The organism is Acidobacteriota bacterium (assembly GCA_040754075.1).
GTDB lineage: Bacteria > Acidobacteriota > Blastocatellia > UBA7656 > UBA7656 > JBFMDH01.
The window spans coordinates 12,013-35,320 of sequence record JBFMDH010000049.1 but is presented as its reverse complement, the minus strand read 5'-3'; the positions used below and the strand labels follow the sequence as shown (position 1 = coordinate 35,320).

Sequence of the window (23,308 nt, the reverse complement as noted above, 5' to 3'; positions counted from 1 at the left end):
TTAGTCATAGATGCAGTAAACTTCTCTAGGCGTTTTAGACGCATCCTGAGCCTCCTTGTTGGGAATGGTTTTTAGTCAACGCATTCTTATCACAAGGAGGCTCTCTTTTTCACTGGGCATGACTCAGCTTGAAATCTTCTGGCAGTTCAAAAGCGATAACATACTTATAGACTTTGGCATCCAATTCAACTTCAATTTCAAAATGCATAGGCAGCTCTTTGCGCGAACGGGTGATATCTTTAGGTTTTACCAAATCGCCTATCCGGTTCGTTCCGCGAGCGATCTGCTGTAATATTTCCAATGCTAATCCTACCACCGTTTTTCCCATGCCATTTTTGCCAATTAATAAGACGGATGACAGACCGGTAATTTGTAACTCGAAATTTTCCAGGCAACGGAAATTATGAACATAGAGCCGCCGTATCATAAAAAAATAATACTGCGCTTCTAGTGATGCCTCAAACAAAATGTAATATTTCTTTGTGACAATATACATCTGCAAAAACTAACTTCGTTTACAAAAAAAACTTGCAACCTTTAACCACATTTATTCACTTACCTCTGTTTTTACTGCACACCAATTTTCAACCCAGCCGATAGCGATTGGTGTCAATCATTGCATTCAGGAATTCGGAGGTCGGAATGAATCGGGAAAAGAATTTTAGAATCATCGGCATTTTGCTCGGAGTCGGTTTACTGCTCACCTTTGCGATGTTCAGTTTTGCGCAATCCCGCGAAAAGGTCACGGAAGAATTTCATCAAACCTACAATCTGCCAAATGACGGACGTGTGAGTTTAAAAAATATCAACGGCTCGGTTCGCATACATACCTGGGACAGCAATCAGGTCAAAGTGGATGCGGTCAAATGGGCTTACAAAGCCGAACGACTCGCGGACGCCACCATCGTCGTTGATGCCAGTGAAAATGCTATCAATATCAAAACCGATTATGCGAAACGCGCGCAGCGATGGAGCGATGAAGACCGCTACGACAATCCTGCAAGCGTTGAATACACCATCACGGTTCCGCGCGCGGCGCGTCTCGAAAAATTCGATTTGATTAACGGTGATTTGCAAATCGAAGATTTCGCAGGAACGATTCACGCCACCTGCATCAACGGAGAAATCAACGCCAAACGCTTGAGCGGCGAAGTCAAACTCTCAACCATCAACGGTCAACTCAACTATGAACATTCCGGGGCGAATCAAAACCCGGTGAATCTCAGTTCAGTAAATGGGGCGGTCGAACTCAGCTTTGCCGGAAATGCCGATGCCGAAGTCAGAGCCTCTACGGTTCACGGCAGCATCAATAATGATTTCGGGTTGGAAGTGAAAAAAGGCAAGTATGTCGGTCAATCGCTTGAAGGGGCTTTGGGGCGCGGCGGTACGTCGGTCAGTTTGAAAAATGTCAATGGCAGCATCAATATCAATCGCTCGAAATAATCACAACCAAATTTACCTGAGCAAAGCGCGCGTTGGGTGAATCCTTCATCTGACGCGCGCCGGTTTATTTACAGGTTTTTGTCAGCCGTTTGAGTTTGCTGTGAACCAACCTCGTGGTTTTTGAGCTTTTTCCGATGCGTTGAGCAAACGGTCTTTGAGTACCCTTTTCCCAGACGTAGAGCAAACGGTCTTTGACCGCGCATTTTGGCTTTAAGGAATGCCCACACGTTGAATGAGTTCGGCAAAACGCGGATCAGAATTTAAAACTTTTAAGCGCGGCTCAACTTTGAGATGCGCCAGAAACCCTTGGCGGCTTTGATAGGCGGTTTCCAACCACGCAAAAGCGCGTTCGGTTTCCCCTAAAATCGCATAACCCGCCACCAGGTAATAAAGCGGCGCGGTGGGAATGCTTTTGCCATCCGTAGCAAAATCCAGCCAGCGTTGCCAGAACCCTTTCATTCCCGATTGTTGATACGCGGTTTTCAACTCTTCAGCAATTTCACGACTGGGAATCCATGCCGGTAAAACGGTTAAAATTGTCTCCACCGCTTTGTCATATTCGCCCAGCAATTTATAAATCAGAAACAGGCGTTCATAAGTCATCGGAAACGCCTCATCGAATTCCAGAATTTTTTTGGAGAATGCCAACGCTTCATCGAGTTTTCCGGCATAGGTCAACGCGCCCGCAACGGCGCATTGATTGATTAAAGTCAGCGGGTCGAGTTCAACCGAACGCTCAGCGTAAGCGATGGCTTCATCGAAACGCCCGGCAGAAAGCAGATAAAAAGCATAAGCATGGTGCGCCTGAACCGAATTGGGATTTAACGCCAGCGCCCGTTTATAACATTTTTCCGCTGCCAGCCAATCCCATTCATAAAACAGTTGCATGTTGGCGAGCGACAGGTGGGCTTCGGCAAGGTTATCGTCCAACTCGATGGCTCGCAGCGTATAGTCTCTGGCTTTTTTCACTACTTCATCGGAGTTCGCCAGATTGAAAAACCAGAGCGTTCCATAGCTATCGGCAAGCCCTGAGTAAGCCAGAGCAAATTTTTTATCGATGGCAATCGCCTGTTGGAAAAAATCTATGGCGTGACTGAAGCCTTCATAGGTCCACTTATTGAAATGGAAGCGTCCTTTCAAATAAAGCTCATAGGCGCGGGTGCTTTCGGTGCAGCAGTTGAATGACACTTTCTTTTCTTTGCTGCCGAGTTTGAGGCGCAACTGGTCGAGAATTTCATTCGAGATTTCTTCCTGCACTTTGAAAATATCCGAAAGTTTTCGTTGGTATTGTTCGCCCCAGAGATGCGAGCCGTCGGATGCGTCAACCAATTCCGTGCCAATGACGAGATTTTCGCCCAGTTGCAACACTCTTCCGGTGAGCACGGCGCGAACATTCAATTCATTGCCGACCAGCAGCGGGTCAACGTTTTGACCTTTGTAGCGAAAGGTGGTCGAACGCGCCATCACTTTCAGTTTCGGCAGCCGCGACAAATTGTTAATCAAGGTTTCGGTGATGCCATCGCTCAGATACTCGGTGTTGGGGTCGTTACTGGCATTGACCAAAGGCAAAATGGCAATCGAGTTGATGGCTTTGCGCGAGCGTCTTTTCGGTGGCGTCATCGTCGCGCTTGGAAAACTGTCTTCACTGAGCTTGACGGTGAGGGCTTCCATTTCACCGGTGCGATGATTGATTGCGCCGCTATGGCGCTCCAATTGGGATGTCCTTGCGCCACTATCTTCAAGTTCCAGGGATTTCTTCAAATTCTTCAAATCAACTGCGAAATCTCTGGCGGTTTGATAACGTTCATCGCAACGTTTACGCAGAGCTTTCGAGATAATCCATTGCAATGGCTGCGGAATATTTTCCGAATAGTGGGTCAACGGCGCAGGCTCTCTCTCTAAAATCGCGACGATTAAATCGCTGATGGTTTCACCGGAAAACGGTTTACGACCGGTGACCATTTCATAAAGCATTACGCCGAGGCTGAACAAATCGCTGCGCCCGTCAAGCGCCAAACCCCGCGCCTGTTCGGGCGACATATAAGCCACGGTGCCGAGCACGACGCCGGGCGAGGTCTCTTTGCCAAAAATCAAGGTGCGGTTTTCATCGAGTTCGCTTTCATCAATCTGGCTGAGAACCTTTGCCAGCCCAAAATCCAGAACCTTGGTGATGCCGCGTTCGGTGACGATGATGTTGGCGCATTTGATGTCGCGGTGAATGATGCCGAGGTTGTGGGCTTCGTCGAGGGCTTCGGCAATCTGCGCGGCGATGTCAATGGCTTGGTGGATGGAAAGGTTGCCGCTTTCGATTTTCTTTGAAATCAATTGTCCTTCGACATATTCCATGGCGATAAACTGCCTGTCATCGTGTTCGCCGATGTCATAAATTGCGGCAACGTAAGGTGAGCGCAATGCGGAAGCGGCGCGGGCTTCACGTAAAAAACGCGACCGGCGTTCGGGGTCATATTGAAAAGAAGCAGGCAGGAATTTTAAAGCGACCTGTCGACCGAGCCGCGTATCTTCGGCTAAATAGACCTCGCCCATTCCACCTTCGCCGAGTTTTTCAAGAACCTTGTAATGAGAAATGGTTTCCGATATCACCCGCTTTTACCTCAAGGTGAATCTAATGACCCAAGTGACCTTTGTCAATTTTCTGAATCAAAGCATGGTTTAATAGCGAGGCGATACCGCACATCTATTCAGTCCATCTGGTGAGAACCGAATGAAACTCGAATCACCCTTGAATGGTGACCGGTTCTTCGGGTTGCTGCGTTTTTGCCCATTTTAATGAACGTAAGAGAAGAATGAATGAGGTCAGTAACCAGAGCGCGACAAACGGACCCCAATCTATTGAACGGGCGCTGGCTGGTGGGGTAGGGAAGTACCAGATATTGAATACCAGGAGCAGACTGCCGAAAACAATCCCCAGCCCACCCATCACTTTGCCGAACTTGGGATGGTTTAACATGGCAATGCCGAAAAGGATGACGGCGACGGAAATCAGCACATCCCAGGCGATGTCAATTCCGAGATGCACGGTGTTCAATCCTTGTTCGATCTTTCGATAGGTGTCGGCTGCTGCCGCATCGCCGGCTTGTTCGATTGCCGTCTTCATCATTGCAAAGATGGCTTGTTGGGTCGTCAGCATAATGAGCACCGTGAAGCCTGCGCCAACCCCGAAGATGGCAGCTATCTGAATCAACGGATTGCGCCGCCTAAGCGCGAGGCTGTGATAAAGCCCGATTGCGCCAACGGACAATAACGGACCAAAGGCAAACGCCGCCGCATAACTGAGCGTATCCGGCAGCGGGATAAATGCTGCCGCCAGATACATGGCGACGCTCAGAATACCGCAGATTCCACCTACACGAATCCAGGACAGATTTAAATAAAAGTTTGGAGACATTGGTTCCCTCAATCAGAAATCGTTTACTGCTTATGTATTTGTACTCAGTCAACCCGCCGGTTCCGAACTTCCGAATCGCAGTTTTGGCTATTCGAGTGTTTGACAATTTATATGTCAGGATGGTTTTGAGAGCAAGGCGATAGGTATGCTTCAAGTCATTGACCAGACTTCCACTCACGGCGCAGTAATCCGAGCATCATTGAATCCTGCACTTCACCGCCGACCAGCCAGCGTTCACGCAACAAGCCTTCTTTTATGAAGCCCAACCGTTCAAGCAGGCGAAGCGATTTATGGTTGCGCGGGTCAACGTCGGCTTCGATGCGATGAAGGTCAAGTGAATTGAAAGCGAAATCCACAAGCGCCGTGAGCGCCTCCTGCATGATGCCCTTTCCCCATTGCTCACGCGCCAGGGCGTAACCGATTTCAGCGCGACGATTTTTGCTGTCGAGATGAAATAGCGTGCAGGTGCCAATGACCTGATGGGTACTGGTTAGCGCCACGCCCCATTGGAAAAGCGTCTTTTGTTGAAAGCCTGCGCCTATGTCTTGCAACAGGGCTTCGGCATCAGCCAGTTCGCGCATTGGTGGTGAACTCCAATAGCGCATCACCTCTGCCTGCGAAAAGATGGTAAACAACGCCGGAATATCGCGTTCATCAAGCGCCCGCAAGGTTAAGCGGTTTGCGGTAATCGTTGGTAAAAACTGGGCATCAATCATGGCGCGATTGTACCAGAAAGCCAAATCGCTTGAACCTCTCCGGGTAATCCTCGCAAAATTTCTGGGGGATTTGACGCAGGCGCGTGGGGATTTTTGGTTACAAATCAACTTTCTTAATCCCTTTTCGCGCTAGCGACGACGATTTTGAATGGCACCCTAATTGCGTTTTTAATCATAAGTTTCATTGCAACTTACCAGTGTATCCAATTTATGACGGATCGATTTTGACTAACTTGAAAGCCGTTGAGGTGATTGAAACAAGCGTGTCGTTCGGCAAATAAGTTGTTCAATTTCGATTCCTCTGATCGAAGCTATTCGATCAGGACGCCGCGCTCAGGCGACGTCAGGAGGTGCAACATGAATCGCCTGAAAATTTCATTCATGACTTTGTTCATTCCCCTCCTGTTTATTGGTAGCGGGGAACCCCTTCAACATTCAAAGGCTTCGCCGATTGCCGCAGAAAACCAGCTTATCAACGTATCGTGGGGGTCATACGTGGTTGTCGCTTTTGAGGTGTTTGGTACAAGGTATTACCACTTTAGAGATTTTGATACCTCGAATCTGAATTCGCCGGATGCGCAAGCCTATCTGAAAAACGTCATACGTTATGACCGACGTGTCCTCAGAGACCGAAATGTTTCTAACGCTGATATCGTGATTTTGCAAACCTGGGGATTTGCTTCCAGCAGTGAAGCCGCGAATCTCGCCTGCAATCTGGAACGTCAAGGTTTGCAGGCGTGGTCTACCAGTGCCTGTTATTCAATGCCTGCGCAACCCTCGAATCCCTATGCGCCTGCGCAACCGACGCAACCGCCCAGCCAACCTTCGGAACCTTATCAACCTTCGGAACCACCGAGATACCCATCTGAACCGGCAACCCTCGCCGGTCGGATTATCAAATCGTCGCAATCACCGAACATCAATGAGACGGTGCGCTATCAGGTTGAAGCCAGCGATACCAGCGACCCGAATGCGCCGCTCAGTTACAACTGGTTTATCGACGGACAACCGGTGGTTCAGGCAGACGGCTATTCAGTCTATGATGCGCCGACGTTGGATTGGGCTTTTAACACCAGAGGTTCGCATTCAATCGCCGTGACTGTGACCAATCGCTATAGCGGATTAAGCGCTCAACTAAACGACAGTGTCAGGGTTGCAGAATCCAGTCTGCCGATGGATGGCGAAAGAACCACTCCGCCGGGTTTGATTGACCAGGAACCGGATTTGACCCCGGTGGTCATAACCGTCGCCGGAGTAGTGGTTGCGCTCATTGCGGTAAGCATCATCATCGCTCTGCTAAAAGCCTTGTTCTTTCGGGTCGCAAAATAGCTTATTGCAATTGACCTGCCGATACGGGCGATTTTGAAAGAGGGTCGCAGCAATACAAATGGCATACGATAGGGCATTGCGCTTCATCTGGAATGGGTGATTCACCTCAAGATTGGTGAACCTATTTTTGCAACAGTTGCCGATAATCGATGCCAAAATGTTCATGCAACATGCGCGCATATTCATCTTCATTCTCTAAGGTTCGCTCTTGTCGCTCGCCGGTCAGTGAAGTTTGAATCAAGCGCATTTCGCTCAGCGTCACACGACCATCGGGAGTTGCCAGCGTGCAGATTCTCCCCTGCGTAAAATGCGAATCCGGCGAGGTCTGATGATAGTGACACATCGCCGCGTAATCACCGAAATGATGAGGCTGCAAACTGAAACGATGTTGCGGTTTCCATTCTTCATCTTCGATTCGTTGCCTGAGAATGAAGTGGGTGTCATCTGGAAGGATACGATAGGCGCGACGCCCCTGCACCTGTTCGCCTGATTCATCAAACAATAACGGCTCACGAAATGAATCGCCAAAGCCGACATCAACCAGCCAACGTTGCTCTAAAGTAACCAGCAGCGTCATATGGTCAAATTCCGGTCCGAAACCGCCCTGTTGATTGGCAACTCCGGCTGAGAGCATTGCCACCTCGAAGCCGAGCGCCCGCAACAAAGCGGCAAACAGCCCGTTGGCTTCATAGCAGAAGCCGCCGCGCCGACCTTCGACGATTTTGGCGAATAACGCTGCATCTTCAAGCACAATCGGCTGCCCTGTGTGAATGCTCAGATTTTCAAAGGGCACCGTGAGCAGATGCGCCACCTGCAAGTCGCGTAAGGTTTCGGCAGTCGGAACCAGCGAACCTTTATAGTTGATGCGTTCAAGATAAGCTTTCACGTTCATGCAATTTTCTCCTTAATGTTTTGCAAAGCCGCGCCTCTTTTCATTGAGTTGGTCGAGTGCTGGCTTGAGGCGTCAGACGGATATTCATAATCATTTTGCTGGTTGTCGCTTTCCCGGTTTTTTTAAATTGTCCTGGTGATGACTTCCTGTGTATCGGTGTCGAGAATGATGATTCCTTCATCGCTGTCGTTCAGTTGGGCGAGCAACCTGCCTTGATTATTCCAGGCGGCGCTGGTTCCTGCGCATTCAAAGTTATCGCAATGCCCGACCGAGTTTGCCATCATTACGGTCATCGAATATTTCGCGGCAATGTCAGGCAAACTTGTTAAAGCTTTTTCAACACCCTCAGCAGTTTTCGCTACACTGGCAAGATAAATTTCCGCGCCGTTTTTATAGGCATTCTCAGCGTGTTCCGGCACCGAAATTTCATAACAGATGGCAAAGGCGATATTGCTTTGGTTGCCGATTAAATCCATTGAGTTTTGTCCGCTGACAAAAAACGGTTCTTCATCGACATGCAGGTATTTTTTTGAATAGGTTTGTCCTGGCTGGTGGGGTTGAAAGACGACCAGACTGATGCAGATGCCGTTATGATTTTTTGTCGGCACCCCGATGGCAATGGTGAGGTGTTGGGTGTTGCTGAGGTTTTGGAAATCATCGAAGCGCGGGTCATCAGGGAGCGTTGCCAGGGCTTTGGCAAGCGTCGGTTCGTATCCGGTTATTGAGAGTTCAGGGAAAATAATCACCTCCGCGCCATTTGAAAGGGCGAGATCGATGAATTTTTTGTGGTGTTCGATATTGGTTTGAATGTCACCTTTTACGGGTCTCATCTGTGCCGCACAAATTTTCATTTTTGTTTTCCTTTTACATTGAAACGAAGGTTTGAGCAATCGAAAGCATAAACGCTGATGACCAGGGTAATGAATCTCGCTTAGGCGGCTGAGGCGTATGCCAGCCGCTCAGTTGTATTGAGCGGCTAGCTTTCTGCGAGCTTTTTCAAAGCCGCATTCATCTGCATGAAGCCTTCTCTGGTCTGGGTATCTAAACTTTTCCATAGCAGCGGAACCAACAATCCATTGAAGCGCTCTGCATGGGTGAAAAAAACTCTATTTTCATCAATCGGTTCGATGACGAAGCGATGTTCGCCGTCAAATAATCCGGGAATCAGCAATCGTCCCAACCATCGCAACTCCCGGTCAGGCTCAGCTTTGAGCACCGTCGGTTTGAAGGTCATGGCGCGTGAATTCGGCGGGTGAATCCGCACGTTCAGTCTGCCTCCTGCTTTCGCCTCTCCTGAGATATTTTTGATGAAGGGGTTCCATTGCGGATAGCGGTCAAAATCTAAAAGTATTTGCCAGACCCGCTGAGCGGGCGCGTTGATTTCAATCTGTGTAACAATCTCTCGCATGATTACACAATACCCCTGCCGCAAGTGAATCGTCTAACGCCGAGTCGATTGCTCAGACTCCACTGAACGAAAAGCAAGAGGCAAATTGAGGTCGCAGCCGAACAATTGATTATGCCGCTCTGCAAAGGTTTACCGGCTCACTTGATTTTCTTCGCTCTGCCGGTTTCTCTGCCTTCCAACTGAATCACCGGAAAGGCGACTTGTCCGGTATCGTCTTTGACGAAGCTATAGGTCAGGCGACGATTTTCATTGATAAAAAATTGCTCGGGCTTTCCGGCAGCAAGTTTCGTTTATCGAGGTTTGCGCCTTGTTGCATCAGCAACTTGTCGCCTTCGCGAGTAATCGTGAGGACCCCCGATGGATGTTTGATATTGCCCGATATAGGTATCAAGGATTTTGGGGGCTATCCTGGCGCCGGTGCGCTCTGGAATCAACCCCGGTATGTAAAGCGCCGCGATGCCAAGGGAAATTAAATTGGGGTTGGCGTTATCGGCGTTGGTCAAGACGACGACGGATAATTTATCGTCGATGAAGCGCGAGAACTGGGCGCGAAAACCCGGAAGCGAGCCGCCGTGATGCACCCGTTTGTGACCTGCCACGCTGCTCAGTTCCCAGCCGAAGCCGTAAGGGTGAGTTGCGCCGCTGTTCAATTTGGCAGGCATCCACGCCTGACTGAGAATCGATTGCTTGAGAATGCTGTCGGTGTGGAGCGCCGCATCCCACTTTGCCAGATCAAGTACGCTTGAGAGAAACGCCCCGCTTGGTCGCAAGGCGAAGTAGATAGTGGCATTTTCGAGTTTGCCATTTTTCCAGAAATAGCCACCGGCGCGATTTTGAACGATCCCGGACATGGTGGTGGTGCGTGTGGCATTCATTTCAAGCGGCATAAACAAACGTTCGCCCAGGTAATCGCCCCAGGGCTTGCCGGTTACTTTGTGAATGATTTCAGCCAGGGAAAAGTAACCGACGTTGCAATACTCCCACTTCTCGCCCGGCGCAAAACGCAGCGGCAACGGGTAGGCGGTTTTGATGACCTCGGCGTCCGTCTGAATTTTGAGCGGGTCAAAGCCGGGAGCCTCACGGACGATTCCAGAGGTGTGAGTCAGCAGGTGGCGAACGGTAATCTCTTTCCAGGTGTCGGGGGTTCCTTCAAGAAACTTACTGATTTTGTCATCCAGGCTCAATTTGCCTTCCTGAGCCAGAAGCAGAATGCCGGCGGCGATAAATTGTTTGCTGACCGAGCCGATTTTGAAGACGGTTTCCGGTCTTACGGGAACATTGAGTTCGACATTCGCCAAGCCGTAGCCTTCGGCTTTGATCACCTTTCCGTCTTTGATGACGGCGATGGCGATGCCTGGGATACGCTGCTTCTGCATCTCGGCTTTGACATAATCATCTACTTTGTCCGCCTGTGCGGCGACGGTTGCGACAAACAGCAGAATGAGCGCGAAAAAAGGAGTCAGTCTCCTGTACATAGTTATTCCTTTCTATCTTCTGAGTGTAAGTTTGATGATTTCCCTTCTTCTCCCTGGGTGATACGGTCAGCCTCACAACTTGTTCCGTCATGCGAGAATCGTGTCCTTAGGAAAGGGCACACGACAACGGCGGCGATTAGCCTATCATTACCGTCAAGAAACGAAAAGTTGAGTTCCTATCGCGCGCTTTGCCGGGCGCGCTTGTTAAACGCGGCTCGATAGCCATTGCCTTTATCGAACCAGGAATCTCAAAGCACGTTTCAATAAATTTTCGCCGCGCGGCTAACCTCTCTTATTAATCAACTCGATTATTCTGCGCGCCGCTTTTTCTGCTTCTTCAGAAAGTGGCCAGCAGGGTTTTGATGGCGGTCCGCCGTGTGACCAATCTATACCGAATTCATTGCCGCATTCACTGCATTTATACCAATCATTTTCCATCCCTTCGTAAGTTCTGATGGCTCGCCCAACGCATTTCATACAGGGCACGATAGCTGCATTTATTCCGCCTGCCATAAGCTTCTCCTGTGTAAAGAAACCCCAACGCGAGAGCGCCTGACGCTCAGTGTCAAGGTCAATGCCATTGCGTGTCAACGAGCCTGCGCGTGATACTTCGGAACCCACGTGAAATTTGCTTCGCGCCTGGTTAGGCGCGGCGCATGGGGTACACGGTCGCATTAATGAGAGCGACTTCCGCCCCATCATAAGCTATTTCAAAGGCAACTGCATCCAGCGCATGAAGCGAAGACCAGAATTCAAAATGGAAATTGGCGTTCACCTGATTGGCAAGTAGCGCAAGTGCAGAACCATGCGTAACCAAAATAAGATCTCTGGCAGAGTAGGTAATAAGCAGCGCAAATAATGCTCGAATCAGCCGCGCTTGGGCGTCGGTATTGGATTCCTCACCCCAAATCGTTTCATTTGGCTTACGCCAGACCTCTTCTGCAACTTCTAAGAATCTATCTCTGGTTGCAAATCGGGGAGCAATGAGCCTGGGACCCAATCCCTTTTCTGTCACTAACGGCAGTTCAAGCGCCTTTGCCAACATCTGACCGGTTTCCTGGGTTAATGGCTCAGCACTTATTACCACGGCGACGGGAGCAACGATAATTCTGGCGAGCGTGCACGCGGCTTCTATCTCATCAGGCTGGACGCCCTCCTCAGCCGCGTGTCGAAAGGCAAGAAAAATGGCCATGATGTTATCCTCTGAACCAATATCCGACCACCAGCCCAAGCGCCGTGTATAGAACGCCAAAAGTGAATAGCAAGGTTGAAGCCGAGCGCAGCCATTTCCGTTTCCCTCTCATCTTTTCGTCAGTCTGAGATTGAAAACTTAAAGCGATTTTGCCGCTGTCTTCCAGTTGGCGAAGGTAAGCGCGCATTAGTCGTGTATATTCATTGAACCGCAGAAAGACAACAAATGCGAACCAATAGATTACCAGTGCGGCAATGATACCAACCCAGAATGGCACGATGCTTTTCTCGCCACGGATAGATACCCCGAACAGCGCGAAACTGATCCCTATAAAAAATGTGGTTACCGTCCATCGGGTCTTTGTATGGTCATGTTCCGCTTTCCATATGGTGAAATACAATTCACGATATAGCGCGGTGTCAGATGCGACGGTTTCCGAACCTGCGACGGCACTCGGTATAGAATTGGCTGGCGATGCAGTTATGGAGTCTGCAATAGGATCGCTAGCAACCATTCTTTTGGGTTTTGGTTTGGATCGGGTTTTCATACAACCACATCCGTATTCTGTTGAGCATTGCTCCCAAACCTAACTGCTTTATTCTATCGGCGCATCAGTCGGCTGCACGCGGTATCGGGTCGCCTGGCACACAGCCATTACCTGGTTTGCGCACATTTTGCTTCACTTGAGCACTGTGGGGAGAAATGCCAGTATCGCGTTGTTGAATAGCTCGGGCCTTTGAAGCGGCGCGAAATGGCTCACTCCGCGTAGATTGACAAATTCGGCGGTTGGAATGCTGCGGGCGAGATATTCGGCGTGTTCGCGCTTGATGAATTCATCCTGCTCGCTATGCACAATCGCCACCGATACGTTTATCTCTGCCAGGTCACGCATTGAATAATTCGGTTGCGTTCTTTGCATGAGAGTGACCGCCTCGCGCAAACTATCGAATTGATCCGGTGTGGTCGAGAGCCGTGCGTAATCTTGCTTATGCCGGTTGAGGCAACGTTCGATAATCGGGGTACATACAAATTCCTTAATGCCGCTCGGATCCATATTGCAGCCAAAGAAAAACACGCCTGCAACTTGGGTCGGGGCTTGCGACGCCAGAACCAGGGCTGTGCAGGCACCATCGCTCCAGCCAACCAGGCTGGACTTTGCAAGCTGCAATCCCCTCATCACAGTTGAAACGTCAGATGCCATCAGTTCATAGCGGTAAGGGCGCGCGTCACGTGTGCTGCGACCGTGACCTCGGCTGTCAATCAATACGACCCGGTAGCCGGCACTGACCAGCGCAGAAACTTGATACCCCCAATTGTCACTATTGCCAAGTCCACCGTGCAAGAGAATCACCGGCGCGCCGGAGCCGTAACTGGCGTACCAGATGCGCGCCCCTTCATTTTCGACGTAACCTTGTTCATCCGGGATGGGTAAAGGCGCGGCACCCTCCGCTTCAAATCTGCTGAGGTCATCATCATACATTTCCAATTTGCTCTCCTTCAATCACTGAGCCGATCAAACCATGCTTGTAAACAGCAGTCTAACGCTTTGCCTCAGCGGGCGCGCGAACCGACTCGCGATTCATCTAAGGTTTCCTTCGCGCACTCTGAAGCATGCCGTTGGTAAGCGCGGTTGATAGCTTACCGATTCTTTACCCCTTCTGCTAAGAATAACGGAATGGTAGCTATGGTGTAGAAATCATCAAAGCCCAGGTATTCCCTCTCTAATCCGGCGATTGCTTCTAAGAGTCGCTGCATAACTGCTGATTCAGGGGCTAATTCATACTTCTCACCCATACCCAGGAACGCCTTCTTGCTGCGCTCAGTAAAGGATTGAGGGCTTTCTCGATTGACGTGAGTAATCAAATAACCGTCCGTAGCCTGCACACGATAACCGTTTTCAGTCAAAAGCAGCGGCAATCTCAGTCCCAGGGCAATGTCTCGTGGCAAGTAATGCGCCCTCACCTCAGACCAGAATCCCGCCTGTGCTTCTTGGAATTCTCTATGATGGCGTGGCAATGATATACACTGGCGGAGATTATCCGGCTCGACACAAACCACTACGCCTTCTCGTCTGGTTACTCGCCATAGTTCAGCAATTGCCAGTTCCGGTTGTTCAATGTGCTGTAGCGTCAAGACGGTTATTGCCGCATCTATGCATTCATTTTTAAGCGGCAGGCTACAAAGATCACTTGCCAGTAGATGCAGTCGCGCCAGGTATGCGTAATCTTTAGCCTGTTGAGATGCGATTTGTAATCTCGCATCATCAATATCAACACCTAAGAAATTTGTGCGCTCACTGAAAAAGGGAACCATCCGCTGAAAGAAAGTGCCAACCCCGCAGCCCGCATCCAGTAATAATTGCATTTGATGCTGTTGCAAGCGGCTCCAAAGAAACTGGGAAAAGTGATCATCCCACCACAGTTGGCGAGTATCTTGTAATTGCTGAGCGGAAAGTCTGTCAACATCACGCGTCATTTCTTTCAACTCGCGAATAGGTTTATAAGCTTGCCAGGCAGTCGCGCTCATTCCGAGCGCCTAACACTCCGGGTGAGCGGGCGACGGCTCACCGTTAAGAACTTCGCTGCCGTGCTCCGTTCCGCCTGCTTGTCAGGCGCGACGCTTTCAACCCGCGCCTCGCCTTAATCAAAGATAAGTATCCATGTTCCTTTTTCTGGTATGTGGGCATTTGCCCTCGCCAGCCCTTCCAGAAATCGGCTCCGGCTCATATCCAAGCCCATGCTCGTTGCCCTTCCCATGTTCCGCTGCCTGAGCGTTAAATGCCGCGTGTCAACGATGAAGCAGATCGCAAATCTGTCCCTATAGACAACCGCCCGCAAACCGGGAATCGGACTTCTCGAAGCTTTCAATCTTTTGATTCTTGCGCTTTTCACCTCCTGCAAAGGGGGCATCTCAAATTCCGAATAGCTCCATTTTGGCGTTGGCTGTTGCGGGTAGCGCTGTAGTGTGGTGCCAAGTTTTAGCCCGACTTTCTCTCCTACGAATATGAGACACTCGTATTCCCGTTCGTGTAATTGCAGGGCGTTAGGGAACTGATGGTTCTGCGATTCCGGGTGCTCGAAAGGGAGCAATCTAACCGGGGTAAATATTCGCGCCCCTTCCTCTATTCTTCCGATGAAGATTCCGAAAGTAATGAAGGGCTTTGCGTCAGTTTTTGAGGATTGTCCTTCGGCTCGCGGAATCGGGATGATGTAGACCATTAGCAGGACGAGCACACGCTTATATCTCAACATGGGGCACCTCCGTACTACCTATAAAACCGAATGATTTACTACCTGTAACTACATCCATATAAGACTACTCTGCCAAGTTAAAAAATGTTGATTAGTATTTTCGTTGGTCCCTGCCTGCCGCAAGCGCCCAACGTTGGGCATCACGATTTTCATATATTACCTCCTGTAGCCTGTTAGCCGCCCAACGCCTGCGTTCAGCGGCGAGGAAGGGAGGCGAGTGATACGGCGGCTGCGGTCGAACGTCGTGTTAGGCTCATTCGTTGGTCTCTGGTGTACTGAACAGCCAATCGAGATATTGTTGACGATCTTCGCTCTGTACTCTTCGTCGGCTCTCTTCGTCGAGTTCTATCAAATTCGGATGCTTCATTGCATTTGGATATTCTGCCCATGCCAACACCTCTCGATAGTCAATTCTTGCGATTCTTGCATACTCACTCAAACTATCGAGATCGCCTTCACGCAATTTCAATACAGCGAGTTGAACCCGCGCTTGACCTAGCGTATCAGGGTCTCTCTGATTGAAACCCCTGATGCTAAACGCGGGTGCCCGCTTGTGCCGTGAGAACATCTCATGAACTTTCTCTTCTACAAGCTCTTTTGTTGGCGTGAGGTCTTGATTCATTATCGTTGCTCTGGCAAACGGCGTGTAACTGGCTCCGGGAGCCGCTTTCGCGTTCACCGTCTGCTGTCCCGCTGGTTGAGCGTCCTATCATTTCGACGCAGCTTAAAGGCAGGATTACCGTTGACGCCGATATTGAAAAATACTCGTTCCCACACCCTGTCCAGCAGTTTAAGATTTCCTGACCTGGTGCTGTCACCTAAATCAATCACCTGCGTCCGGCTAATTCATCCGCGGGTTCGTTAGTCGTGGCATTCGTTCACTCATTGATTAGCTTCAATACCGAGTCGCTCAAGGTGTTCGAGGTGGTCCTTCATGGCTTTGAGCGTTTCAGGGGAGTGTCCCTGCCAATCCTTGATCTCGCCCGTAACCCGTAGAGGCTCACTGGAGCGGAATGCCTTTGTCGGATTACCGCGAAACCTTTTATCCGTCAGATCGGGGTCATCTTCAATGGGTCCGGTCGGCTCCACGATGTAAATTCTCCCATGACCTTCACCGACGGCTAGCTCCGCTCCCCAGATGGCTGCATCCAAAGTGCGGGTCAGATAGACGTAGGATGCCTTTGTCCTTTTGCCATAGTTAGAGCTATAGCCAGGCTCAATCAGGTCGCCCGGCTTCAGGTCAGCCCGCGTGCCGTGGTAAAGAGACCACTCCGTGACCTCGCCCATGACCCGCAACGGCTCGCGGGAATAAAAAGACATCGCTGGATGCCCCGGAGACTGCCGGTCTGTCAGGTCTGCAACCTCTCCAATCTGGCCGATAGGCTCCACGATGTAGACTCGGCCAGAGCCTTCGCCGACAGCGAGTTCCGCCTCCCAAATGGCTTCGTCCAGAATGGGAGTCAGGCAGACATAGCTTGCCATCCTGTCCCGCTCACCAGCGTCCGGAGGATTGCCGGAATCAATCAGGTCTCCTGGCTTCAACTCCGCCCGTGTGCCATGGTAGAACCGCTTATTCCCAAGACCATCGGTAGTGCCAAGAATGCTTTTGTTCATGCCTGTATTCTCCTAATCTTTGATGAGTGCTAATGCCGAATATCCGCCGGCGCGTTGATACGAAGTATGGTTGCCAGAGCCAATTATTTAAACCCCACATCTTGCGTTCCGCTGCAATGTGTAATTAGGCTCCCCTTTGACTCTCAGTTGCTTGGCTCAAAAAACAGAGCATTGGTCAAATACTCACTGAATAATGCGTAACTCTGAACGCTAACGGAATATCAACTAACTTAGTTTCCAATGTACTAGCCGCCTCTCGGAAAACATGGCGCTTATCAAATTTTGGTTAAGTCCCCAGACTCATTCTAATCTCTATCTGCTTTCGTGCGCTTTTTCGGTTCCTCGGATTAATGGTGACAAGAATATGGGTTGTATTCCATTAAGGGATTTTAAGATAGCCTCTTCCTTGTAAGCGATTCGCTCATTGCCACCCCAATATGTGGTTTCGTTTGATTTAGCCGGAATACACTTACAGTCGCGCTCCTTCTGAGTAAAGCCACAGCAGACCAGTATTAGAATTAAAGCCGATAATCGCAACCATGCCTCCACTGATTTTGCCCCTAACGCGCAGGAGATTGAGACGAGCTTATTATAGTGTTATGAAAGGCGGTGATGCGCCATGTTCTGCTCTGCTTCACCAACACTCGAATGCTCAACTCCTTGTGCGGCGGCATTTTCTCCCCTTCAGCATTTATCACCCCGCTCATTTCGTTGGTCACCTGGGCAACAGCCACATCCGGCTTGATGAATCTTATAGAGACATCCAGCGGCTTGAGCGTTGCGGCTGTCGCTCTGGTTGCGAAGAGGGCTGACAGACCTTTTTCGATTTCGGCTGCGCCTTTCATCCGCTCCCCTCGTACAGTGACCAATTCGGCATCCGGGGTATAAAACTGCACGAAGGCTTTAGCATCGTGCTTATTGAAGGCTTCGGTTGTGCCCGCGATGACTTTCTTAATGGCTTCTTCATCCTCGCGGCTAATGCGGCTCTGGGCATTTCCTGGTACGGCGTAACAAATAAGCAAGCCGACGATTGAAACTGGAAGAAGTTTTATTATTGGAGTTCGTGTCATCTATCATTCCCCCATAAATGCTGAAACCCGTCACACTCTTGCGGCATAACGATGGAGTTGACCGGGTGTCTGACGAATACTGGAATCCAGGCGAATCGTTGTTCGCGCGCCCCGGTCCAACGACGGGTTAGATCGCGTCTCTAGTAAGAACTCTTTACTTCGGGCGCTTAAAATATAACCCTTGCCGTTCTCTATCGTCAGAGGCAAAGCGTTTCCCGACGGGCGATTCTCCCACCATTTCCCATCCCTGGACTCCCAGTCGGGCAATCGCAACCGCCAGCGCCTTCTGTCAGGCTTTTTCATAGACCTCGTTCGGCTGAACTCCTGTGATTTCGCCCTGTGCCTTGATCGTCTCTTCGCGATAGCCGGTCTCTTCAAAGTAACCAATTTTGACAAATCCGACAGCCGGCTTTTTGTTGGCATCGTCCATACCCACAGAATCAACGATGGCACAGTATTCCCATTTCAGTCGGTTAGCATTGTTTCCAACTGGAGTTTACTGCGCCTGGGCTGATTGGCATTGTAGGAATCCGCCTAGACTCAACGACGCTATCGTTGTTGCAATAATGAGCAGAAGGAATATCCAAAGATTCTTATTCATGTCGATCTCCTATCAATTCAGCATTATCTTTCATTGTGGCTGACGCCGCAGCGAGCTAACGCTGGTGTTCAGCGGCAATGCCATTAAGTTAAGGAGAATTACTTACCGGGAGCGCGGACGTCCACGTCCACTGGTGGGAGAATGCGGACGTGGACGTCCGCGCTCCCAGTCTTAACTTAATGGCATTGGTGTTCAGCGAGCGCGCAAAGTCTCGAATGTATGAGAAAGCTGGGGTCGCGCTCTGGTCAAATGAATGGTTAGGCGCTGTTGAGATTTTCACAAAGCATTCTTCACTTCTCCCTTTTCTTCCTATTGAAGCTGATTCCGAGAGTGAGGAAAACCACCCCCAGAGCTATATACACGGCGCGGTTCTCGGCACTGATCATCGCAGCCACGAAGAACAAGATCGCCGCAACAAACCACAGGAGTCCGATTCTTGATTTTGTCATAATACCTCAATCTGTCACGGTCACGCGCAAGCGCCAACGCTCGACATCACCGGGGCGCCGAAGGCACAACGAGTAACCATAAGCATTGCGCGGCGGCGGCTCCCGCGCAGGTCGTTGTTATGCCCGCTCTGATTTTGATCATAAACTTCTGCTTTAAGATTCCTCCTCTAGAGCCGGCGTTATTCTGCTCTCCATTAATGGGGATTCTGTCTGGTGCTCTTCCATGCGGATTGCTGTCACCACCAAAATGATAAGAGTAAGTGCAGAAGTCTGCAATCGCCAAACCTCGTGACCTACAGACCATAGTCCGCCATTATTGCCCAGCATCATCAGGTAGGCACCACCTATAGCAAGGGAATTGCCAAGCAAGAGAAATTTTCTGCGAGAGAATAGACCAATCAGGAAAAGGATGAGTCCACTAGGCCAATAGACAAGCCATCCGGTTAGCGCACGGTTGGCCAACCCCGCTGAATAAGATTGCGCCTCGGGATCTTTTGCCCGTAGAAGTTCCACTACAAGATCAAAGACTTGAACTAAAGATAAAACTATTGCGATCACGATCAAGACTCGAAGTGCTTTTTGCATCACATACCTCTCTGTTATGGGACTAACGCCGCATTCACCATGCCGCCGCCGGGAAGTGTGCCAACCATACGAAATGCGAGTCAGCGGCTACGCTGCAACAAGAGTTAGGCGTCTGGCTTGAGCCACATACTTACTGAGCTTTCCAGCATCAGCCTTCCGCCGGCGAACCTCTTCGAGGCTTGCTCGGTTGATTCATTTCGAGCAACAGCGCCTGCACACGCGGGTGATTCATTGATCCAGTGACGCGAAGTCTCACGCTGGCGATCCGTTTCGAGTTCCGCTGTGAAACTGGCTCTCGTAGCGGTTTTCAAGTCAAGGCGTTTTACACTGCCAAACGTCTCGATTCAGTTTAAGAATCGGTGGTTCCGCGTTCCAGTTAAGCATTTTGTTAGACCGTTTCAAACTTTACTCAGTTGGACAAGCACAGGTGTTATTGGTCGTACTCCTGTCTATAATACTGAAGGTTGTTGCTTGTGATAACCATTGAATTGACGCCGTGCCTCGCTTCGCGCAGGTGTCTATTTGGGCTAGCACTCTTCGATCAGCAGCATAATGTTGCAACGTGACTGTGCAGCCTCTGCTGATTATTGCGCCTATGCCGCTGAAGATCACGCCGTTACAATTGGTGAACAGATAGTCGCCGGTTGTTGAATTGACCAGCAGCACATTGCCGTTGCTATCATCCTGCAGGCAGAGGGTAAAAGATGAACCCTGGCTTACAGGCGCGCACTGCGAGAATTCAGAGGTGTTGCCTGCCGGGTCAATCGCTGTTGCGGTAATCACTTGACCTGCGTGAACGGCAGCCGGAAGAGTAACATTGAAACTCGCATTGCAATCGCCATCGGTGGTTACTGTTGCCGAACCAATAAAAGTTTGCCCTTCGCCAAAACCTGAAGAATCACAATTATCGTTGGCAAAAAACTCAAGGGTGAATGTAGTGCTGGCTGTGCTATTGAGCGTGCCTTGTATGGTGGTGGTGATCCCGTTAGAGGTGGCGGAAGTCAGCACAGGGAAATTTTGCAAGTTGTTTGCTCCGGTATCAACATCGCAAGCATCATTGGTTGTCACTCCAAATGGGGTTAGATCAATTCCCGGACCGTTGTTGGAGAAAATAGAGTTTTTCCGAATCGTGTTGCCGGTATTATTGACAAAGCCGGGATCATTTATCACTATCACCCCGACAACACCATTGAAGGCGATAATGTTTCCAGCCCCACTGACAACTCCGCCAACTGTATTATCTGAGCCTCGAGAAATGAAAATGCCACCTATAGAATTTCCTGCGGTAAAGGTGCAATTTGGCAACGGCGTGATTCCGTCAATTGCTGTGCCAATATAGTTACCTTGTATCAAATTCCCACGCGACCCGGTTTCAGTTATTTTAATGCCGCAGGAAATATTCCCCGATATGATATTGCGCGCTCCGATGATAGTTCCACCTATGGTTAGGTTTGGCGCATTTAAGATATGTATACCAGCTTCACTATTGGGTATGGCACTCGTGCCAGCAGCGTTCGTGCCAATCAAATTGCCTTGCACTAAATGTCCGCCAAAACCGCCTAGTTCAATACCATAACGACCATTTCCTGAAATGACATTGCCAGCTCCCGGTGCGGTTCCGCCTACTTGGTTGTTACGATTACCCCCAATAAGCACACCAGCTTCTCCAGTGTTGCTAAGACCTGTAGCGCCAGCCGCATTCGTGCCAATATAATTACCTTGTATAAGGTTGGCATCAGCACCATCGTTAAATATTTCGATGCCATTCCCTGCATTTCCGGATATCACGTTACGGGTCACTGAAGTCGTTCCGCCGACTACATTATTTGATACCCTAAAAATACTCACCCCTATGCCGTTAAACATTCTTGTAGTGCCATTGATATCGGTTCCAATATAATTGCCTTCAATGCGATTGTATCCGCTTGTTCCCAACCCGATAGCCGCCGTGTTGAAGCGATTGAGTACGAAACCGCGCATCACACTATTGCCTCCGGTGATAGAGAAGCCAGCCCGGTTCCGAGCGTTGGTTCCATTTATCTCGATAATCGGAGAACCCACAAATCCTGGCTGCGTGGTTCCATCAATGGTCACAGGATCAGTAATGATGGGCAAGTCTGTTGAAAGGGTTATAGTTTGTACGCCTGAATTGATGGCAAAGGCAATGACATCCGCACCGGGATTCAGGTTTGCTGTATTGATGGCTTCTCGCAGCGTGCAGTCGCCGCTGTCGCACACGCCATCATCATGGTCATCTGTTTTGTTGACTGTAAAAGTCATTGCAGCCGCAGTCTTTACGATAGCTGGGGCAATGCTGCCTGTTTGCAGGATGACAAGATCGCTGAGCGCATCGCCATTCAGCCGCATTGGAAGCGCAGCTACTGGTTCGCCTTCGACATCAAGCAAAGTGTCGGCACGCAGTGATGAGGATAATGAGAGCGCAGTCGCGCCAGAATTGCCGCTCGTCAGGATGTGCAGTTGGCGACTCGCTCGATCTAGCACCAGAAGGTCATCAGCCGAACCGCTTGAAATGTGCGCGCAAAGCAATCCGATAGCCCCTTTCCACTTGCCGATGGCTTGAATAGCTGTCAATTCAGCTTTTCTCTTCCGGCTCACGTTGCCTTGGTTATTTTGTGCCTGTGTGATGTCAAACAAGAACCCCGTTCCGTCAGATGAGAGCATCGCAATCTCTGCCTTCTGGTTTCCGATGAAATCGCCAGCCGCGATAGACTTGATCTTGAACGCAAATGAGTGGCGATCAATTGTAGCGTGCGCTACTTCTGCCTGTTGGTTTGCGTCAAGCGACAATCGCCGATCACGCCCATGCACAACTGCCAGTTCACTGCCTGCCGCAATTGCCAAATCCATTTCGTATTGCTCATCGAATTGACCCAGCGCCAGTCCAGTGATTTCGCTATCGAATGAAAAGATTTCAGGTTTAGCGTTCATCGCCCCTTCTGGACTTTCATAGACCATAACCTTCGAGTCAGTATCTGATGTTACCCCAATTACTATATCCGCCAATCCGTCTGGACGATTAATTTCTCCGCTCAAAAGCGCTGTCGCTGCTGCCGGAAGTTTTATGCGTCTAGCTGCCCCAAAACTCCCTTTGCCGTCTCCCGGCAGGAAAAAAAGCGAACGACTCCCACGCATTGCGGCTACAATATCCCAGTGACCGTCGGCATCGAAATCACCTGCCGCCAAAAAGTCCGGCACCTGGTCAAGCTCAAACAAACGAGCAGAGGGTAGGAAAGCTGCATTGTCGAACTGTCCCGTGGCTTTGCGCTGTTGTGCTTCGGAACTGTTCGGATAAATCGAATCTATATTGCCTGGATATAGGGACAAGATGCCGCCTTTAGATTGAGCATACCCTACGATCAAATCCGGCACACCATCTTCATTGAAGTCAGCCGAGTTGAGCGCGCAGGGCTGAGAGGTGCCTTGTTTGAGGAGTTGTTGCAGGTTGGTTGCTTGGCTGTAATCTGCTGACAATTCAACGCCATCGTAAAGATTGATTGTCGGATTACCGTGATTGGTTGCGTGGACAGTAATCCGACCGGGTGTTGTGGTGTTTGCGATATCCTGTTGTGAGAACACTGTTTTATCCAACCAAATGTTGATACAAAGGGGTAAGCAGCTTATCCCTGATAGCAAAACCAGTGTGAAAAAGTATTTTCTCATTTATCTCCTCTTTTTAGTTGCTTGAAACTTAAGGAAACCGATTTTATATTACGGAGTGTTTGCCTGCCTACTATGAGAATAAGCCGCTAAGTTGTTGAATTTCCTGAAACCCCGTATTCTCATTGATCGTGGCGAAGCCACGCTTCATGAGTGGCTGCTCTGGAAATTAGTGCTAAACCGGAATGCAGAAGCTTAG

At 49.9% G+C, this 23,308-nt stretch carries 23 protein-coding genes and 1 pseudogene; 3 read left to right on the top strand and 21 right to left on the bottom strand.

Features of this window, described 5'->3' with window-relative positions:
- Positions 1-109: 109 nt before the first annotated feature.
- A complete protein-coding gene (locus tag AB1757_30025) occupies positions 110-496 on the bottom strand; it encodes an AAA family ATPase (GenBank protein MEW6131305.1) in 387 nt (128 codons plus the stop codon).
- 146 nt (positions 497-642) lie between these two features.
- Here AB1757_30025 and AB1757_30020 point away from each other — a divergent pair, with 146 nt between their 5' ends.
- Positions 643-1,443 carry a DUF4097 family beta strand repeat-containing protein gene (locus AB1757_30020; protein MEW6131304.1) on the top strand — a complete coding sequence of 267 codons (801 nt, stop codon included), beginning with the start codon at positions 643-645 and terminating at the stop codon, positions 1,441-1,443.
- A 210-nt stretch (positions 1,444-1,653) separates the two neighbouring features.
- On the opposite strand, the gene AB1757_30015 is transcribed toward AB1757_30020, so the two are convergent.
- The 3 genes from AB1757_30015 to AB1757_30005 all read right to left on the bottom strand — a co-directional run bounded on the left by AB1757_30015 (position 1,654) and on the right by AB1757_30005 (position 5,589).
- A complete protein-coding gene (locus AB1757_30015) occupies positions 1,654-4,044 on the bottom strand; it encodes a protein kinase (protein ID MEW6131303.1) in 2,391 nt (796 codons plus the stop codon).
- 133 nt (positions 4,045-4,177) lie between these two features.
- On the bottom strand, positions 4,178-4,849 hold the full coding sequence (locus tag AB1757_30010) for a hypothetical protein (GenBank protein MEW6131302.1): 672 nt from the start codon (positions 4,847-4,849) through the stop codon (positions 4,178-4,180).
- A 155-nt stretch (positions 4,850-5,004) separates the two neighbouring features.
- Positions 5,005-5,589: a GNAT family protein gene (locus AB1757_30005; protein ID MEW6131301.1), complete on the bottom strand. Its 585-nt coding sequence runs from the start codon at positions 5,587-5,589 to the stop codon at positions 5,005-5,007.
- Between the two features lie 333 nt (positions 5,590-5,922).
- Here AB1757_30005 and AB1757_30000 point away from each other — a divergent pair, with 333 nt between their 5' ends.
- On the top strand, positions 5,923-6,894 hold the full coding sequence (locus tag AB1757_30000) for a hypothetical protein (protein ID MEW6131300.1): 972 nt from the start codon (positions 5,923-5,925) through the stop codon (positions 6,892-6,894).
- 121 nt (positions 6,895-7,015) lie between these two features.
- Here AB1757_30000 and AB1757_29995 read toward each other — a convergent pair whose 3' ends face one another.
- The 15 genes and pseudogenes from AB1757_29995 to AB1757_29925 form a co-directional block, all read right to left on the bottom strand.
- Positions 7,016-7,786, bottom strand: coding sequence for an arylamine N-acetyltransferase (locus AB1757_29995; GenBank protein MEW6131299.1), 771 nt, complete (start codon positions 7,784-7,786; stop codon positions 7,016-7,018).
- A gap of 122 nt (positions 7,787-7,908) precedes the next feature.
- Positions 7,909-8,637: a carbon-nitrogen hydrolase family protein gene (locus AB1757_29990; GenBank protein MEW6131298.1), complete on the bottom strand. Its 729-nt coding sequence runs from the start codon at positions 8,635-8,637 to the stop codon at positions 7,909-7,911.
- A gap of 125 nt (positions 8,638-8,762) precedes the next feature.
- Positions 8,763-9,194: an SRPBCC domain-containing protein gene (locus AB1757_29985; GenBank protein MEW6131297.1), complete on the bottom strand. Its 432-nt coding sequence runs from the start codon at positions 9,192-9,194 to the stop codon at positions 8,763-8,765.
- A gap of 290 nt (positions 9,195-9,484) precedes the next feature.
- Positions 9,485-10,669 carry a serine hydrolase domain-containing protein gene (locus tag AB1757_29980; protein ID MEW6131296.1) on the bottom strand — a complete coding sequence of 395 codons (1,185 nt, stop codon included), beginning with the start codon at positions 10,667-10,669 and terminating at the stop codon, positions 9,485-9,487.
- A gap of 282 nt (positions 10,670-10,951) precedes the next feature.
- The gene (locus AB1757_29975; protein ID MEW6131295.1) at positions 10,952-11,182 is read right to left on the bottom strand and encodes a hypothetical protein; all 231 of its coding nucleotides are present in this window, start codon (positions 11,180-11,182) and stop codon (positions 10,952-10,954) included.
- Between the two features lie 130 nt (positions 11,183-11,312).
- Positions 11,313-11,861: a phosphoglycerate mutase family protein gene (locus AB1757_29970; protein ID MEW6131294.1), complete on the bottom strand. Its 549-nt coding sequence runs from the start codon at positions 11,859-11,861 to the stop codon at positions 11,313-11,315.
- A 4-nt stretch (positions 11,862-11,865) separates the two neighbouring features.
- Positions 11,866-12,408 carry a hypothetical protein gene (locus AB1757_29965; protein ID MEW6131293.1) on the bottom strand — a complete coding sequence of 181 codons (543 nt, stop codon included), beginning with the start codon at positions 12,406-12,408 and terminating at the stop codon, positions 11,866-11,868.
- Positions 12,409-12,540: 132 nt separating this feature from the next.
- Positions 12,541-13,347 carry an alpha/beta hydrolase gene (locus tag AB1757_29960; protein ID MEW6131292.1) on the bottom strand — a complete coding sequence of 269 codons (807 nt, stop codon included), beginning with the start codon at positions 13,345-13,347 and terminating at the stop codon, positions 12,541-12,543.
- A gap of 152 nt (positions 13,348-13,499) precedes the next feature.
- Complete coding sequence (locus AB1757_29955) at positions 13,500-14,387, bottom strand: class I SAM-dependent methyltransferase (protein ID MEW6131291.1); 888 nt, start codon at positions 14,385-14,387, stop codon at positions 13,500-13,502.
- 113 nt (positions 14,388-14,500) lie between these two features.
- Positions 14,501-15,112 carry a hypothetical protein gene (locus AB1757_29950; GenBank protein MEW6131290.1) on the bottom strand — a complete coding sequence of 204 codons (612 nt, stop codon included), beginning with the start codon at positions 15,110-15,112 and terminating at the stop codon, positions 14,501-14,503.
- Between the two features lie 253 nt (positions 15,113-15,365).
- A complete protein-coding gene (locus AB1757_29945; GenBank protein ID MEW6131289.1) occupies positions 15,366-15,734 on the bottom strand; it encodes a hypothetical protein in 369 nt (122 codons plus the stop codon).
- Between the two features lie 260 nt (positions 15,735-15,994).
- Positions 15,995-16,399, bottom strand: coding sequence for an NAD(+)--rifampin ADP-ribosyltransferase (arr, locus tag AB1757_29940; GenBank protein MEW6131288.1), 405 nt, complete (start codon positions 16,397-16,399; stop codon positions 15,995-15,997).
- Positions 16,391-16,726: pseudogene (locus tag AB1757_29935) on the bottom strand (NAD(+)--rifampin ADP-ribosyltransferase). The gene arr and the pseudogene AB1757_29935 overlap by 9 nt, the downstream one beginning before the upstream one ends.
- Before the next feature lie 560 nt (positions 16,727-17,286).
- A complete protein-coding gene (locus AB1757_29930) occupies positions 17,287-17,796 on the bottom strand; it encodes an SgcJ/EcaC family oxidoreductase (GenBank protein ID MEW6131287.1) in 510 nt (169 codons plus the stop codon).
- Positions 17,797-18,085: 289 nt separating this feature from the next.
- Positions 18,086-18,226, bottom strand: a complete 141-nt coding sequence (locus tag AB1757_29925; GenBank protein MEW6131286.1) for a hypothetical protein — start codon at positions 18,224-18,226, stop codon at positions 18,086-18,088.
- A 386-nt stretch (positions 18,227-18,612) separates the two neighbouring features.
- Here AB1757_29925 and AB1757_29920 point away from each other — a divergent pair, with 386 nt between their 5' ends.
- Positions 18,613-18,837, top strand: a complete 225-nt coding sequence (locus AB1757_29920; protein ID MEW6131285.1) for a hypothetical protein — start codon at positions 18,613-18,615, stop codon at positions 18,835-18,837.
- A 162-nt stretch (positions 18,838-18,999) separates the two neighbouring features.
- Here the strand turns inward: AB1757_29920 and AB1757_29915 are convergent, their stop codons facing one another.
- Entirely contained in the window at positions 19,000-19,431 is a 432-nt protein-coding gene (locus AB1757_29915) for a hypothetical protein (protein ID MEW6131284.1), read from the bottom strand.
- Positions 19,432-19,836: 405 nt separating this feature from the next.
- Positions 19,837-23,112, bottom strand: coding sequence for a CSLREA domain-containing protein (locus AB1757_29910; GenBank protein MEW6131283.1), 3,276 nt, complete (start codon positions 23,110-23,112; stop codon positions 19,837-19,839).
- Positions 23,113-23,308: the final 196 nt, after the last annotated feature.